At 71.1% G+C, this 14,284-nt stretch carries 14 protein-coding genes and 1 riboswitch; of the genes, 6 read left to right on the top strand and 8 right to left on the bottom strand.

From position 1 onward, the window contains the following. Positions 1 to 15: 15 nt before the first annotated feature. A complete protein-coding gene (locus AB0K10_RS14520) occupies positions 16 to 843 on the bottom strand; it encodes a 5'/3'-nucleotidase SurE (RefSeq protein ID WP_363683416.1) in 828 nt (275 codons plus the stop codon). Beyond that, complete coding sequence (locus AB0K10_RS14515) at positions 840 to 1,817, bottom strand: PfkB family carbohydrate kinase (protein ID WP_363683414.1); 978 nt, start codon at positions 1,815 to 1,817, stop codon at positions 840 to 842. The genes AB0K10_RS14520 and AB0K10_RS14515 overlap by 4 nt, the downstream gene beginning before the upstream one ends. Positions 1,818 to 1,988: 171 nt before the next feature. Between AB0K10_RS14515 and AB0K10_RS14510 the strand changes: the two genes are divergently transcribed. Then, the gene (locus AB0K10_RS14510; protein ID WP_363683412.1) at positions 1,989 to 2,456 is read left to right on the top strand and encodes an SRPBCC family protein; all 468 of its coding nucleotides are present in this window, start codon (positions 1,989 to 1,991) and stop codon (positions 2,454 to 2,456) included. A gap of 91 nt (positions 2,457 to 2,547) precedes the next feature. On the opposite strand, the gene AB0K10_RS14505 is transcribed toward AB0K10_RS14510, so the two are convergent. Next, on the bottom strand, positions 2,548 to 3,063 hold the full coding sequence (locus AB0K10_RS14505; RefSeq protein WP_363683410.1) for a hypothetical protein: 516 nt from the start codon (positions 3,061 to 3,063) through the stop codon (positions 2,548 to 2,550). Positions 3,064 to 3,314: 251 nt separating this feature from the next. On the opposite strand from AB0K10_RS14505, the gene AB0K10_RS14500 reads away from it, so the two are divergent. The 4 genes from AB0K10_RS14500 to AB0K10_RS14485 all read left to right on the top strand — a co-directional run bounded on the left by AB0K10_RS14500 (position 3,315) and on the right by AB0K10_RS14485 (position 6,844). Continuing rightward, positions 3,315 to 4,151, top strand: coding sequence for an alpha/beta hydrolase (locus tag AB0K10_RS14500; RefSeq protein WP_363683642.1), 837 nt, complete (start codon positions 3,315 to 3,317; stop codon positions 4,149 to 4,151). Continuing rightward, positions 4,144 to 4,734 (top strand): TetR/AcrR family transcriptional regulator, encoded by a 591-nt coding sequence (locus AB0K10_RS14495; RefSeq protein WP_363683409.1) that lies wholly within the window; start codon positions 4,144 to 4,146, stop codon positions 4,732 to 4,734. The genes AB0K10_RS14500 and AB0K10_RS14495 overlap by 8 nt, the downstream gene beginning before the upstream one ends. A gap of 100 nt (positions 4,735 to 4,834) precedes the next feature. Beyond that, the gene (locus AB0K10_RS14490) at positions 4,835 to 6,055 is read left to right on the top strand and encodes a low temperature requirement protein A (protein WP_363683408.1); all 1,221 of its coding nucleotides are present in this window, start codon (positions 4,835 to 4,837) and stop codon (positions 6,053 to 6,055) included. An 81-nt stretch (positions 6,056 to 6,136) separates the two neighbouring features. Next, positions 6,137 to 6,844: a DUF998 domain-containing protein gene (locus AB0K10_RS14485; protein ID WP_363683407.1), complete on the top strand. Its 708-nt coding sequence runs from the start codon at positions 6,137 to 6,139 to the stop codon at positions 6,842 to 6,844. A gap of 249 nt (positions 6,845 to 7,093) precedes the next feature. Here the strand turns inward: AB0K10_RS14485 and AB0K10_RS14480 are convergent, their stop codons facing one another. Then, on the bottom strand, positions 7,094 to 8,014 hold the full coding sequence (locus AB0K10_RS14480) for an alpha/beta hydrolase (RefSeq protein ID WP_363683406.1): 921 nt from the start codon (positions 8,012 to 8,014) through the stop codon (positions 7,094 to 7,096). Between the two features lie 78 nt (positions 8,015 to 8,092). Between AB0K10_RS14480 and AB0K10_RS14475 the strand changes: the two genes are divergently transcribed. Continuing rightward, positions 8,093 to 8,680 (top strand): TetR/AcrR family transcriptional regulator, encoded by a 588-nt coding sequence (locus AB0K10_RS14475; protein ID WP_363683405.1) that lies wholly within the window; start codon positions 8,093 to 8,095, stop codon positions 8,678 to 8,680. A 40-nt stretch (positions 8,681 to 8,720) separates the two neighbouring features. Here the strand turns inward: AB0K10_RS14475 and AB0K10_RS14470 are convergent, their stop codons facing one another. The 4 genes from AB0K10_RS14470 to AB0K10_RS14455 all read right to left on the bottom strand — a co-directional run bounded on the left by AB0K10_RS14470 (position 8,721) and on the right by AB0K10_RS14455 (position 14,261). Beyond that, a complete protein-coding gene (locus AB0K10_RS14470; RefSeq protein WP_363683640.1) occupies positions 8,721 to 9,740 on the bottom strand; it encodes a hypothetical protein in 1,020 nt (339 codons plus the stop codon). 53 nt (positions 9,741 to 9,793) lie between these two features. After that, a riboswitch (cyclic di-AMP (ydaO/yuaA leader) is annotated at positions 9,794 to 9,925 on the bottom strand. 141 nt (positions 9,926 to 10,066) lie between these two features. Further along, the gene (locus AB0K10_RS14465; RefSeq protein WP_363683404.1) at positions 10,067 to 10,984 is read right to left on the bottom strand and encodes a cation diffusion facilitator family transporter; all 918 of its coding nucleotides are present in this window, start codon (positions 10,982 to 10,984) and stop codon (positions 10,067 to 10,069) included. A gap of 107 nt (positions 10,985 to 11,091) precedes the next feature. Next, positions 11,092 to 13,209: an AAA family ATPase gene (locus AB0K10_RS14460; protein ID WP_363683402.1), complete on the bottom strand. Its 2,118-nt coding sequence runs from the start codon at positions 13,207 to 13,209 to the stop codon at positions 11,092 to 11,094. Between the two features lie 107 nt (positions 13,210 to 13,316). Further along, the gene (locus tag AB0K10_RS14455) at positions 13,317 to 14,261 is read right to left on the bottom strand and encodes an alpha/beta hydrolase (protein ID WP_363683400.1); all 945 of its coding nucleotides are present in this window, start codon (positions 14,259 to 14,261) and stop codon (positions 13,317 to 13,319) included. Positions 14,262 to 14,284: the final 23 nt, after the last annotated feature.

Below are 14,284 nucleotides of genomic sequence, written 5' to 3'. Positions count from 1 at the left end.
GGCCGCTCTCACCCGTCAGAGCTGCTCGTCCAGACCGGTCAGGTCGACGTCGGTCACCTCGGTGACCGCTCGGATAGCGGTCACCGACGCGTACCCGGCGGCCAGCAACGCCACGTCCGTGCCGGGCTGCGCGGCCTGGCCGGGCTCCTCCAATGAGGTACGCACGAAACCGTGCCCCGACTCGGCCACCGTCATCTGCACCTGGCCGAAGCTGGCCAGCCCGCCGCGACGCACACCGCGCAGCCGCCCGTGCGGCAGGTCCGGGGAGTTGACGTTGAGCACGCTCTCCGGCGGCCCGGAGGTCAGCCGGGGGAGCAGGTCCAGGGCGACCCGCGCGGCGGTGTCCCAGTGCCGTTCGGCGTCGCGTACCCGGGCTGCGGCGTCCACCGCGGCCCCGCCGCTGGCGGCCGTCGCCTCGCCCGCGGAGAGCACGTCCAGCGAGACCGCCATGGCCCGGCACCCGTTCGTGGCCGCGGTGAACGCGGCGCCCACAGTGCCGGAGTGCAGCACGGCACGGCCGGCGTTGGCGCCCCGGTTGATGCCCGACAACACGACCGACGGCGGCGGGCCGAACGCGCCGTGCAGCGCGATGAGCGTGATGAAGCCGGGTGAGCCGCCGACCCCGTACGCCGGCACACCCGCAAGATCGGGCAGTGGATGGTCGTGCACCACCACCCGACCGTCGCGTTCCACAGCGCTCATCGCGGCGCTGGTGCCGCTGGCCTCCTCCAGCGGCGCCGCGACCACCACGTCCAGGCCCCGCCGGGCGGCGGCCAGGGCCAGCGCCTGGATGCCCGGCGCGGCGATCCCGTCGTCGTTGGTCACCAGCACCCGCAGCGTCATCGCTCGACCACGCGGTCGGCCAACTCGTCGGGGGTGGTCCGCTCCTGTTGTCGGCTGTCCGCCGGGACCAGCCGGACCCGCTCCACCAGGCCGGTGATGGAGTCCAGCCGGCCGGTGCCCAGCCCGTGCCGGGTCACGTTCAACGCGCCGGCGGCGGCGCCGGTGCGGATGGCGGTCCGGATGTCGCCGCCACGGGCGACGACGGCGGCCACTCCGGCGGTCATCGAGTCGCCCGCACCGCGTGGATCGGCGGCCTCCAGCCGGGGCATTTCCACCTCGAAGAGCTCCCCGTCGATGAGCGCCAGCGCCGGCTGGTCGGCCCGGCTCACCACCACCGTCTCGGCGCCGGCGGCGTGCAGGTCGTACATCGCCCGGGTCAGCTCCGGGCCCTCCCCGCTGCGGGCACGCCCGTCGCGGATCAGCTCCTCGTGGCTCACCTTCAGGAAGAACACGCCGCTGTCCAGCACGGCCCCCAGGTGGTCACCGGACAGGTCGACCACCACCCGGCTGCCGTTGGCGCCGAGGTCGGCGGCGAAGCGGCGGTACAGGTCGGCCGGGACGAGCCACGGGGCGTTCGGGCCACTGAGGACGCTCACGTCGGCGCGCAGCCCCTCGCCGAGCGACAGGTTGTACAACTCGTCCAGCTCGTGGCGGCTCAGTCGCTCCCCGGGCACGTCCACGATCTCCTGTCGGGTCCCGTCCCGCCGGTCGTGCACGTACGCGCCGCTGCCCGAGTCCCGGACCACCACCTTCAGGTCCACCCCCTCGCTGACCAGCAGGGGCTCCAGCACCTGACCGATCTCGCCGCCGAGCGCGGCGCAGAGCACCACGTCGACTCCGAGCGACTGCACCATGCGCGCCTGCCAGACGCCCTGACCGCCCGGGTGCAGGTGCAGTTCGGGCTGGTCGTTCGGCTGGTCCACCGTCACGGTCAGCTGCGGCGTGGGCGCGAAGACCATCACGTGCCCGCTCACCGGTCGTCACCGTTCATGTGTCATCCCTTCGTCACAACCGGTGATTTCCCATCAGCCGACCGTAATAGGAACGCTGCGCGAATAGCAGGACAACGGACGGTGTCCGTCCGGGCGTTGCCACCCTGGGCCGTGTACGGGACGATCGTGCGACCAGCGACGTCGGGAGACGGTGTGCTCAGCAGCGATACCTTCAGCTACACCGTCCAGGCCCGCTGCTCACTCGCCGAGGCGGCGGCGTTGCTGAGCGACCTGACCCGCCAGGGTGAGCTGCACCCGTTGATCGTCCGGGTCCGCCGGGTGCCGCCCCGCCCGGGCGCTCGCGCCAGCTACACGATCAACGACAGGCTCGCGGCGGGGCCGTTGCGCTTCCGCACCACCTACCAGGCGGACGTGTTGATCTGCGAGCCCGACGAGATCGTGACGGTGGCCCGCCAGTGGCCGGCCACCACCGTCCGCAACCACACCCGGCTGCGTGCGGAGCCGGACGGCCTGGTCCGGATCGACGTCGACATCACCCTGCGCGCACCGACACCCCTTTTCCGGTACGCCTTCCGTCAGGCCCGCGCGGCCCACCTCGCCCTGGCCGCCCGCCTCGGTGCGGCCCTCAACAACGCCCACGACGAACAAGCCCCGAACTGACCCACCCGCGCCCCGGCGCTCCCCGCTCGCCTCGTCGCGGCATGATCGTGCTCGATCACGGATGTAGTGGCCTCGTGCGGCACGGTGGCCACTACTTCCTTGTTGTTGCGCGATCTTGCGCTGCGGCAGGTGCGGTCGTGGGACGGACTGCTCGGCGGCCCCAGGGCTTGTACGTGGAGAGCACGGTCGCGATGATCATGAGGCTGGTCGACACCGCGGGGGCGATCACCAGGTCGGCGCGCCCCCGGGCGGGCAGGGCGGCGCCCAGTGCGCTGGCGTGCCGCAGGTTCGGGGTGAGCAGGAACAGCACCAGCCCGACCATCACCGTGGTGATCACGAGCTTGATCAGCACCCACCGGTAGCGCACCAGCCCCCAGGGGGTGAGCAGCGCGCTGGCGACACCGACCAGCCAGACGAGCACGCTCAGCGGCGCGAACAGCACGGTGCCCACGAGCCCGGCGACCGGGTAGACCACCGCCGGGTCGGCGCCGCGCAGTGCCGCGATGCCGAGGGTGAGCAGCACCAGGTCGGCTCCGAGCCAGCCGAGAGAGGTGATCAGGTGCAGGGTGAGCAGCGCCTTGCGGGTGGTGGGCGGTATTCGCGGCATACCGGAATGCTCCCTGCCCGGCCCGCCCGGGTCGTCCGACCGCCGACGACGTCCGGGGTACGTCCGTTGACGTACCCGGTGCCGGCGCCCGAGATTCATGTCGCGCTCACGTGACCGTCGGCATCGGCGTGATCGATGACGGGTCGAGCGCCAAGGTGCGGGAGGGAACCGTCGAGGAAGGTCGCTTGACGCGCAAAGTTAACGCCATTAACCTAAAGATAGCGCCGTTAACCAACCCTGTGGAGGTCGTCATGGCCGAGTACCTGAGCATCGCCGGCAACACCCTCGCCTACGAGGTGTCCGGGCGAGGGCCGCTCGTTGTCCTGGCGCACGGCATCGGCGATAGCCGGCACTCCTACCGTTTCCTCGCTCCGGCCCTGGCCGCTGCCGGGTACCGCGTCGCCAACGTCGACATCCGCGGCTGCGGCGACTCCAGCCTCGGCTGGGACGGCTACAGCCGCACCGACATCGCGGGCGACCTCATCGCGGTCGTGCGTCACCTCGGCGGCCCCGCCGTGATCATCGGCCAGTCGATCAGTGGCGGTGCGGCGACCATCGCCGCAGCCACCGCGCCCGATCTGATCAACGGTGTCATCGAGCTGGCGCCGTTCACCCGCGTACAACCCTTCGATCTCGGCGGGTTGATGCGGGTGAAGCGCTTCCGCAGCGGTTACCGCCAGATGGCGCAGGTCATGGTCCGAGGAAGTCTGGCGAGCTGGAAGAAGTACCTCGACGTGGCGTACCCGGTCAAGCCCGCCGACTGGGGTGTCGAGCTGACGCGCATCGAGGCGAAGCTGACGGAGCCCGGCCGGATGAAGGTTCTGCAGGCCATGTGCAGGACCAGCCCGGCCGATGCCGGCGCGCAGCTGGCCAACGTCGCCTGCCCGGTCCTGGTCATCGAGGGCAGCCTCGACCCCGACTGGGCCGACCCCCGCGCCGAGGGCGAGAAGATCATCGCTGACCTGCCCGGGGGTCTCGGTGAGCTGTCCGTCATCGAGGGTGCCGGCCACTACCCGCACGTGCAGACGCCGGATCAGGTCCTCGCGCTGGCCCGGCCTTTCCTCGACAAGACGCTGGCGAATGCCTAGGGCCGGGCTCACCCCGCTGTCGGTCACCGAGGCCGCGGCCGCACTGATCGACGAAATCGGCTTCGAGAACCTCAGCATGGGCCTGGTCGCCGAACGGCTCGGAGTCAAGACCCCCGCGCTCTACAAACACGTCGTCAGCCAGGCCGACCTGGCCCACCGCATCGCTGTCCGGGCCATGGCCGACTTCGCGGACGCCATTCGCGACGCCATCCAGGGTCGGGCCGGCAGCGATGCCCTCGCCGCCGGGGCGCAGGCGATGCGGACCTACGTGCGGGAACACCCCGGCCAGTACGCGGCCGGCGATGCTGCTGCCCGCCAGGCCGGACCCGACGACCCGATCATCCCCGCCGTCGAACGGGTGGTCGCCTCCTGGGCGGCCATGCTGCACGGCTACCACCTGGACTCCAGCCAGGAGATTCACGCCCTGCGGATGCTTCGCAGCGTCCTGCACGGGTTCTCGACCCTGGAAGCAGCCGGCGGGTTCAAGTTCGACGCATCTGTCGACGACAGCTTCACCTGGATTGTCGATTTTCTCGACCGCGGCCTGCGCGACATCACGACGAGCAGCACCCCCGCCGGCTGACGGATCGTCGACGAACCCCGACCACATCATCGCGGAGGACCGACATCAGCATCACCCGGGCACCCACGACCACCCGGACACCACCACCCGGCGGCCACCGATGGTGAACATCGACGAAGAGCACAGAGACACCAGGATCGAGCGGCACGCGAGCTGGGCCGAGCTCTTCTTCGACCTCGTGGCGGTGGCCGGCGTGGCCGCCCTGGCACACGTGCTCGGGTCCGAACCGGACGCCGCGGCACTCGGTCTCTACGCACTGCTGTTCCTGGCTCTGTGGCTGTCCTGGACGACGTTCATGCTGTACGGCAACGTCGCCGCCGGTCAGACCCGCGTGCTGCGGCTGATGGTCGGCATGTTCGGCCTCGGGGTCATGGCCGCGTCCGTGCCAGGTGTGGCGCACACCGTGCTCGGGCACGGCAGCGACATCCGTCCGCTCAACGTCTTCGCGATCGCATACATCGCCACGCGCGTCTACGGGTCCAAGTCGTGGCGGCGCGGCGAAGTACTGCTGGACTTCCCGGTGGTGCAGTACTCGGCAGGACTGCTGCCCTGGTTCGCGTCGCTCTGGGTCGACGAACACTGGAAGCTCGCGCTCTGGGCGGTGGGAGTCGGCCTTGACCTGCTGCTGATCCTGGTCCTGTCCGGCAGCAGGATCCTCCAACGGGTCCAGTCGTACCTCACCGCGCAAAAAAGCACTCGGCGTCGGCCACGATCAGGAAGCCCCGGCGGCACGGGATCGGTCATCCACGGGGTGTCTGTCGATCCGGCCCACCTCTCCGAGCGGCTGGGACTCTTCGTGATCATCGTGTTGGGCGAATCGGTGGTGCAGGTCGTCGCCGCGGCAGGCGAGGCGCGGTACGACATCGGCCTGCTGGTCACCGCAATCGCGTCCTTCGTGCTGCTGGCCGGCCTGTTCGGCCTGTCCGTCGTCTTCGGATACGCCGGCCTGCCGCACCTGCGCGCCGGCCGGATCCCCGCCCGCGCCGCCCTCGGTCTGCACTGCCTGGTCACCGGCGTCGTCGCCACCGTCGCCGTACCGCTCTCCCTGGTGGTCAGGCACGGCTCCGACCCACTGCCCGACCAAGGTCGCTGGCTGCTGTGCGGAGCGGTAGCTGCCTACTTCACCCTCGGCGTGGTCACGGGCGTCGTCAGCCACAGTTCCGACCTGCCGAGGACGGTCTCACGGGTCACCACGGGCATCGCGGCCCCACTGTTGCTGGGCCTGCTCGCCACCGCTGTCAGTGGTCGAGCGCTCGTGGCCTACCTGGCCCTGATCGTCCTGGCCCACCTCTGGTTTGAACGACGACTGGGGTCACGCTGATCGGGGCTGATCTGGCAGGAAGGGGCCCCTCCCTTCGAATCTGACCGACCAATCAGTCATCCAGACGGAATGGAACCCTTCATGAGCAGGATCCGCCCCCTCGCCGCCGCCACCTTCCTCCTGGGCCCGACGATCTATCTCGCCGCCGAAGCGATCACGGCCGCGGCGTGGACGTCGCCCGGCTACAGCTACGCCGACAACTGGATCAGCGACCTCGGATCCGCAACGGCCGGGGTGTTCCAAGGCCGCGAACTCGACTCGCCGCTGCACGTCGTGATGAACTCCGGCTTCATCGTCCAGGGCATCCTCTTCGGGATCGCCGCAGTGCTGCTGTCGCGGACGATCAGCGGGCGGGCCCGAACCTTCACTGCCGTGACGGGGGTCGTGACCATGATCGGCTACATCCTTGTCGGAACCTTCCACGGTTCCCTGCAGGCGCAGGAGAACGGCACGCTTCCCCTGCACTTCGCCGGAGCAACGCTGGCGATCGTCGGCGGGAACGTGCTCGCCCTCGTCCTGGGCGTCCACTGGCGAAAGGCTCCCGAGACGCGGTTGATCGGCCTCGTCGGCCTCGTCGTCGGAGCATTCGGCCTGGTCTCCGTGGTCGCTCTCTTTCTCACCTTCGGTGCCGGCCTGCCCTCGGGGGCGATCGAACGCGGCTCCGTCTACACGATCGTCATCTGGCAGGTCGCCGTCGCCATCGCACTCCTCCGCGTCCGGGCCGACTCTCGCGCACCACGCGTTGCCGCGACCAGCGCATCCGCAGGCACGGCATCCACCGGCAACTGACCCGTCCGGGGGGACTGTGCCACGAGCGGCACCCCTCTCTGCCACAGTGTCGGCAGCAGAAGGTATCCAACTCGGTGAACTGGTGGCGTGTCGGTGTCGCGACGTGACGACCTGGAGGCCAGGTTTCCCGGCCTGCTCGACGCGTCCTGGGGTGCCATGGCGAGATGGCGGCCGTCGCCATGGCCGGGGGTGACCCGGTCAGGGCGATGCCGGTGCCGTGCTACGCCGCGATACTCCGCCACGAAAGGGTCAGCCGTGCGGCACGCCTGCTACCGGCTTGTCATCGAGGAATTCCTTCAGGATCGCGGTGAACCGCGCCGGCTGCTCCTCGGCGGGGTAATGGCCGCAGCCGTCGAGAACAACGCCGGTGACGTCGTCGGCCGCCAGCCGCATCGTCTGGGCGGCGCTCGCGCCGCTCCACAGCGCGCCACCGACGGCGAGCACCGGCAGCGTCAGCCGGGTCCTGCTGCGCTGCTCGTTCTGCGCGATCGTCTCGTCCAGCGCCCGGTAGTACTCGAAGCTCGCCCGCAGCGCGCGAGGATCCGCAGCGATCGCGTCGACGTAGACGTCGACGGCGTACGCGGGGATCGCGGTGGGGGTGGCGGCCTTGGTGGCGAACTGCCAGCCGAAGAAGAGTCGCTCCCGACCCCGGACCAGTTCCTCGTTCAGGTCGGTGAGCCGGTTGAAGCCGAACTGCCAGAGTTTCTGATTGACCGCCGCCGGGCTGAAGGCCGGCGGGGAGGGCGAGAGACCGGGGATCATTGCTTCGAGGACGGCGAGTCGGCCCACCCGCTCGGGGTAGTCGGCAGCCAGCGCGTACCCGGTCCACGTGCCGATGTCGTGACCGACAACGTCGAACCGGTCGTGCCCGAGCGCGGCCATCAGAGCGACCAGATCGGCGGCCAGTGTGCCGGCGTCGTAACCGTCGTCGGGCTTGTCGGAGAGCCCGGCTCCGCGCGAGTCGACGGCGACGACGGTGTGTTCGCGGGCGAGTGCGGGCATTACTTCCCGCCAGGCGTACCAGGTCTGCGGCCACCCGCCGACCAGCAGCAGCGGCGGGCCGTCCCCGCCGGTGACCGCGTGCAACCGCAGCCCGTCCAGCTCCACCAGCCGGCTGGTGAAGACGTCGGCGAACCCGTCGGGCAACTGCAGCGAACTCAGGTTTGTCATGCCGGCACCATATGCATGATGGAACGATCGGTACAAGACCATTGGAACGATCGTTACAAGATGTGTAGACTCACGATCATGGCGGGCCGCAAGCAGTTCGACGTGGACGAGGCGCTACGACGCGCGATGCATGTCTTCTGGCGCTGGGGCTATTCGGAGGCCTCGATCGACCGCCTGACCGAGGGCACGGGCCTGGGTCGGGGTTCGCTGTACGGCACGTTCGGCGACAAGAGCACCCTCTTCCGCAAAAGCCTGCAGCGGTACGCGCAGACCTACCACCCGCTGTACGAGCAGGCACTGGCCGGCCCTCACTCGAGCCCGAGCGCGGTTGTGGCCGCGTACCTGCAGGTCACCCTGAACCGCATCGCCGACCCGACGGTGCCCGACGGCTGCCTGCTCACGGTGTCGGCAACGCAGTTCCCGGCTCTCGACGCGGAAGGCCAGGCGACGGTTCGCGCCATGATCGACGGTTTGCGAGCGATGCTGCAGCAGGCGTTGCGGGCGGCGGGGGCCGATGAGCGGGAGGCGGCAGAGCTGGCGTTGTGCACGCTGGCGACAAACAAATCGCTTGCGGTGCTGAGCCGCGCCGGCTTCTCGAGCGACGACCTGGCAACAGTCGCCGCAGCCGCCGGCCGCACTGCCGGGAGGCCACTGCCGCTACCGTGAGTAAAGATGCGATCGCATCATCAGACAAACGTCGCTGCTCTCAGTACACCGACAGGTGTACGTGGTTGGTGTGGTCGCTGGACGGGTCGCCGTTGCCTCCGCTGTACGACTTCCACCCACTGCTGGGCAGCCAGATCTGCCTGTACCAGATCACGTAGAGCACGGCGAGCCGGTCGGAGTTGCGGATGAAGTACGCGGCCAGGTTGCTGCCGTACGTCTTGTCGGCGCCTGTGGCGTCACCGCCGAACCCGCCCTTCGCCGCGGCGAAGTCGCAGGCCCGACCCTTGGGGTGTTCGCCGGAGCCGCCGGAGCGGTGACAGGAGACGTAGTGGGTGAAGCCGGCGGCCTTGGCCTGGTTGAGGGCGTGCAGGGTGCGCGGGGTGATGCAGCCGCTGGCCGGGGTGGGGTCGTTGATGCTGCATGACTCGGACGGCCAGGAGCCGTCGGAGTTTCGCGGCGCGGGCTGGGCGTTGGCGGTGGAGGTGCCCCGGTTGGAGCTGGTGTCGGCGGCGGTGGTGCGCGGCTTGCTGGTGGCGACAGTCAGGGCCCGCTCGGCCTGCTCCTTGCGCTTGGCCATCACCTCGACCTGCTTGCGCTGCTCGCGGATCTCGCCGTCCAGGGCGAGGCGGGTGCGGTTGGCCTCGTCGCGGGTGGCGTGCAGCTCACGCAGCACCCGGTCCTCGTTGGCGGCCACCACGTCCAGCGAGGCCGCCCGGTCCATGAAGCCCTCGGGGGTGTTGGTGTTGAGCAACGCCGAGACGGTGCTGAGGCGGCCGGTGCGGTACGCCACGCCGGCGATCTCGCCGACCTTGCCGCTGCGTACGGTCATCTCGGCTTCGGTGGTCTTCAGCTTGGCCGCGAGTTGCCGCTGCCGCTGGACGGAGGTGTCCAGGGCGCGCTTGGCGTCCAGGTAGCCCTTGCTGGCGGCCTCGAGTTGGGCTCGCAGCGCGGGGGTGCCGCCCTCCTCGTCGCCGTCGGGCGCCGCGGCGGCCCGCAGGCCGCCGGGGGGAGCGGCGGTGGCGGCGCCGATCGGTACCGCCACGCCGAGGGTGACCATCATGACGATCAGTGCCGCGAGTCGGGCGGCAGGTGGTCGTGCTGGTGCCACTACGCATGTCCTTCCGTCAGCCGCCGACCGGGTTAGCTGACGGGTTCGGGACGGAAGATCCCTACCGCTGACGCGGATGCACCCCAGGAACATGGTTCCCCGGTTCGCCCTCTCGGGTGATTAGGCGGCGGCCGCCACCGGCGCCGGGAGGGCGCCGCCGGGTGGTGGCCGGGACCGAGCCTACCGGGACAGGTGGGACGCGTGCAGTCGATGTGACGGAAGGTGGCCGCATCACCACCGAAAATGACGGCGAAACGGTCTGTCCGTCACGTAGATGATCACCACTCGATCGAACCGCAGGCACCCGGGGCGGCCCCGGGCTCGATCTGCAGCGTGGCGTGCTCGATGCGGAAGTCCTCCCGCAGGGCGGTACGCGCCGCGGTGAGGACCGCGCCGACCTCCGCGCCGGGCGCCATGATCAGGTGTGCGGAGGCCACATCCATGCCCGAGGTGAGCGTCCAGACGTGCAGGTCGTGCACCTCGACCACGCCGGGCACCGTGGCCAGGCGATCGTGCACGGCGGTGACCTGGAGGTGTTCCGGGGCGGCCTGCACCAGGATGCGGACGGCGGCGCGCCCCAGCCGCCAGGTGCGCGGCAGGATGAACACGCCGATGGCGACCGCGACAAGCGGGTCGGCCCACCACCAGTCGGTGAGCGTGATGAGCAGCGCCGCGCCGATCACGCCGAGCGAGCCGAGCAGGTCGCCGAGCACCTCCAGGTAGGCGCCCTGGAGGTTGATGCTCTCCCGGGCGCCGGCGCGCAGCAGCGCGAACGCGCCCAGGTTCGCGAGCAGGCCGAGGACGGCCACCGCGAGCATCGGGCCGGTCAGCACCTCGTGGGGGTCGCCGAACCGGCCGATCGCCTCGATCACCACGTAGACCGCCACGCCGGAGAGCAGGACGGCGTTGGCCAGGGCGGCGAGCACCTCGAGGCGGTAGAGCCCGAAGGTGCGCTGTGGGTCGCCGGTGGCCCGTCGGGTGGCGGTGATCGCGGCGAGCGCCATCCCGATGCCGAGCACGTCGGTGAACATGTGCCCGGCGTCGGAGAGCAGGGCGAGCGAGCCGGTGTGGAAGGCGGCCACACCCTCGACCACCATCAGGGTGGCGAGCAGCCCGAACGCGGCCCAGAGGCGGCCCCGGTGCTGGTGGGCGGCGTTGGCGACCGACGCGTGGTGGTGGTCATGACCTGCTCCCACGAGATCCACCCTCCGTCGCCACCCGGGACCCGGTCAAATGTATGCTCACATCGCTATGTATGCAACTGTACGGACGGGTCCGACCGCCGACACCGCCAACGGGCAGGTCAGCCGGTCGGGTCGATGGTGGTGAGCCGCTGGGTGGCCCGGGAGAGCGCCACGTAGAGCGTCCGGACGCCGGAGCCCGGATCGGCCCGGATCTCGCTCGGGGCGACCAGCACCACTCCGTCGTACTCCATGCCCTTGGCCTCCAGGCTGGTCACGACCTGCAGCCTCGCCGCGCCGAGCGTGCCGAGCCAACCGGCGACCTCGTCGCGGCGGGTGACCGGCGTGATCACCCCGACCGTGCCGTCCACCTCGGCCAGCAGGCCGGTCGCCGCCTCCACGATCGCGGTCTCCAGCCCGGCCGGCGGTACCACCAGTTCGACCGGATCGATCCCGGTGGAACGGACGGCCGTCGGCAGCGACAGGTCCGGGTAGAGCCGGCGAATCTCCGCCGCCGCCACCGCGAAGATCTCCGCCGAGTTGCGGTAATTGGTGGTGAGCGTGAAATCGTGCCGCTTGCGTCGGCCCAGCGCCTGGTCCCGGGCGCGGGTCAGCTCCTCCGGATCACCGGTCCACGCCGTCTGCGCCGGGTCACCCACAACCGTCCAGGAGGCCAGACGGCCACGCCGTCCCACCATTCGCCACTGCATCGGCGAGACGTCCTGCGCCTCGTCCACCACCACGTGCGCGTACTCCCGGTAGTCCTCCGGGCGCTCCCGGGCCGCCGCCCGGGCGGCCCGCTGCCGGTCGTTGGCGGTGCTCAGTTCCCGGACTCCGCCAGCGAGCTGGAAGGGGTCGCGGCGGGCCCGCGCCGGCTGGAGCGGCTTACCGAGCAGCGCGTCCAACTCGTCGAGCAGCGCCACGTCCGCGATGGTCAGACCCGCGGTGTCCAGGCTCTGGTACGCCGCGGTGAGCAACCGGATCTCCGCGCCGGAGAGGATACCGCCGGCGTACCGACGCAGCCGCTCCGGTCGAGCCAGCCAGCCGAGCACGTGCCGGGGGTGCAGGCGCGGCCACCACGCCTTGAGGAACTCCCGGAACTCCGCCCGCTCGGCGATCTCGCCCTCGAAGGCCCGCTGCTCCGGCAGTCGGGTGATGCCGACCGCACGGGCCTGCGCCCAGAGCGCGGCGAACACCCCGTCGAAGCCGGCCCGACGGACCTCGTTGCGCCGGGCGCCGCGGTGCAGCGCGCGGTCCCGGATCCGGTCCAGCTCGGCCCGGTCCAGCCGCAGCAGCGTCCCCCGGTAGAGCAGTCGCAGCTCACCCGGGCCGCCCGGCACCGCGTCCCGGACGGCGCGCTCCAGCACCCGGCGCATCCGCAGCGAGCCCTTCACCGCCGCCACCTCGGGCGGGTCGGTGCGGGTGGCGGTCATGCCCGGAAAGAGGGAACCCAGCGAGTGCAGGGTCGCCGTGTCCTCACCGAGCGAGGGCAGCACCGAGGCGATGTACTCGACGAAGACGGTGGACGGTCCGACGACCAGGATGCCCCCTCCGGCGTACCGGCTGCGGTCGGAGTAGAGCAGGAAGGCCGCCCGGTGCAGGGCGACCGCCGTCTTGCCGGTGCCCGGCCCGCCCGCGACGATCGTCACCCCGGAGCCGGGCGACCGGATCGCCTCGTCCTGCTCCCGCTGGATCGTCGCCACGATGTCGCGCATGCCCCGACCGGTGGCTCGCGAGAGGGTGGCCAGCAACGCGCCGTCACCGACCACGGTCATCCCCTCCGGGGCGGCGGTCGGGTCCAACAGGTCGTCCTCGATCCGGGTGACCCGCTCAGAGCGGGACTGGATGGTGCGACGACGCACCACCCCCAGCGGCTGCGCCGGGGTGGCCTGGTAGAACGCGGAGGCGGCGGGGGCGCGCCAGTCGACGACGAGCGTGGTGGCGTCCTCGTCGCGGATGCCGAGCCGCCCGACGTGCAGCACCTGCCGGTCGCGCAGGTCCAGACGACCGAAGACCAGTCCCTCGTGCTCGGCGTCGAGGGTGTGCCGCCGCTGCGCGGCGTGGAAGACCATCGCGTCGCGCTCGACAAGCGCCCCGAACGTGCCCACCCGGGCCATCCGGTAGCCGTCCCGTTCGGCCCGAACCGCGGACTGGCGCAGCTCGGCCAGTCGGGCGTACACCCGGTCGAGGTGCCGTTGCTCGACGGCGATCTCCTGCTCCAGGGCGGTCTGGTCGGTCAACGCACGCTCCTTCGATGTCGCCGGCAAGCGGCGCGAACCGCGCGGGCCAACCGCAGAAGGGTACGGCCCCCGGCCCGACCCTCCGCGCCCGAGGTGCGGGAACGCGCTCAGCGACAGGTCCCGGCGGCGCGCGCGTCGCGTCCGTCCGGGGTCGACGCGGCGAGCACTCGACCCAGTACGCCGGTCACCGCGGCGTTCACCTCGTCCGGGCGCTCCATCATCAGCATGTGGCCGGCGCCCGGGCAGACGGTCAGCTCGGTGGCCGGCAGGGCGGCGGCGATCGACTCGGCGCACGGCGGCGGCGTCAGCCGATCCCGGTCACCGACCAGGGCGGCCGCCGGCAGGTGGGCCAGCGCGGTGAGGGTGTCCAGCCGGTGCTGGGCGCCGATCGAGGCGCGGAAGCCACCGATCGAGCGCAGCGAGGCGCGGGCCACCGCCGACGTCACCAGGCGGATGTCTGAGGGATCGCAGCGGTCGCCGAAGAGCATCCACCGGATGCTCGGCTGCAACGCGTTCAACAGCGCCCGGGGTGCGCGCCACGAGCCGCACCGGGCCAGGACGCCGGCGCCCGTCGTCTCGGCGAGCCGGATCAGCCGGGCGATGCGCGGCGAGAGCCCGTAGACGGTGTGCGTGTGCCCCTCGGCCGTGGTCGAGACGAAGACCAGGCCGGCCGTACGGGCGGTGAAGTGCGCCCGGTGGCGGTGGGCGTACTCCATGATCGTCATTCCGCCCATCGAGTGCCCGACCAGGACCACCCGGCCGGTCGGCGCGACCGCGTCGAGGACGGCGGCCAGATCGTCGCCGAGCTGGGCCAGGGTGGCCGTGGGCAACGTCATGCAACTCGATCGGCCGTGGCCGCGCGCATCGTAGGTGACCACCCGCACCGCGTCGCCGAACGAGTCGGTGAGCGCGTCGAGCTGCCGGTGCCAGCTGCGCCCGTCCAGCGTCCAGCCGTGCAGCAGGACGGCCGTGACCGGGGCGTCCGCCGGTCCCGTGGTCTCCACGTGCAGCCGTACGCCGTCGGGCATACCGACCTCGAACCGCTCCGGCATCGTCACCTCCCCGAGCCGTTCCG

This window comes from Micromonospora sp. NPDC049274, from assembly GCF_040678875.1.
GTDB lineage: Bacteria > Actinomycetota > Actinomycetes > Mycobacteriales > Micromonosporaceae > Micromonospora.
Note: the sequence above shows the minus strand (reverse complement) of the source record. Positions and strands in the feature narration are given on the sequence as shown.

Excerpts from the sequence above, each read along its gene's own strand:
- AB0K10_RS14500 (WP_363683642.1), top strand. The coding sequence starts at position 3,315 with ATGGCCGAGTACCTGAGCATCGCCGGCAACACCCTCGCCTACGAGGTG.
- AB0K10_RS14470 (WP_363683640.1), bottom strand. The coding sequence starts at position 9,740 with ATGATGGTCACCCTCGGCGTGGCGGTACCGATCGGCGCCGCCACCGCC.
- AB0K10_RS14455 (WP_363683400.1), bottom strand. The coding sequence starts at position 14,261 with ATGCCGGAGCGGTTCGAGGTCGGTATGCCCGACGGCGTACGGCTGCAC.
- AB0K10_RS14485 (WP_363683407.1), top strand. The coding sequence starts at position 6,137 with ATGAGCAGGATCCGCCCCCTCGCCGCCGCCACCTTCCTCCTGGGCCCG.
- AB0K10_RS14475 (WP_363683405.1), top strand. The coding sequence starts at position 8,093 with ATGGCGGGCCGCAAGCAGTTCGACGTGGACGAGGCGCTACGACGCGCG.
- AB0K10_RS14495 (WP_363683409.1), top strand. The coding sequence starts at position 4,144 with ATGCCTAGGGCCGGGCTCACCCCGCTGTCGGTCACCGAGGCCGCGGCC.
- AB0K10_RS14505 (WP_363683410.1), bottom strand. The coding sequence starts at position 3,063 with ATGCCGCGAATACCGCCCACCACCCGCAAGGCGCTGCTCACCCTGCAC.
- AB0K10_RS14490 (WP_363683408.1), top strand. The coding sequence starts at position 4,835 with ATGGTGAACATCGACGAAGAGCACAGAGACACCAGGATCGAGCGGCAC.
- AB0K10_RS14480 (WP_363683406.1), bottom strand. The coding sequence starts at position 8,014 with ATGACAAACCTGAGTTCGCTGCAGTTGCCCGACGGGTTCGCCGACGTC.
- AB0K10_RS14520 (WP_363683416.1), bottom strand. The coding sequence starts at position 843 with ATGACGCTGCGGGTGCTGGTGACCAACGACGACGGGATCGCCGCGCCG.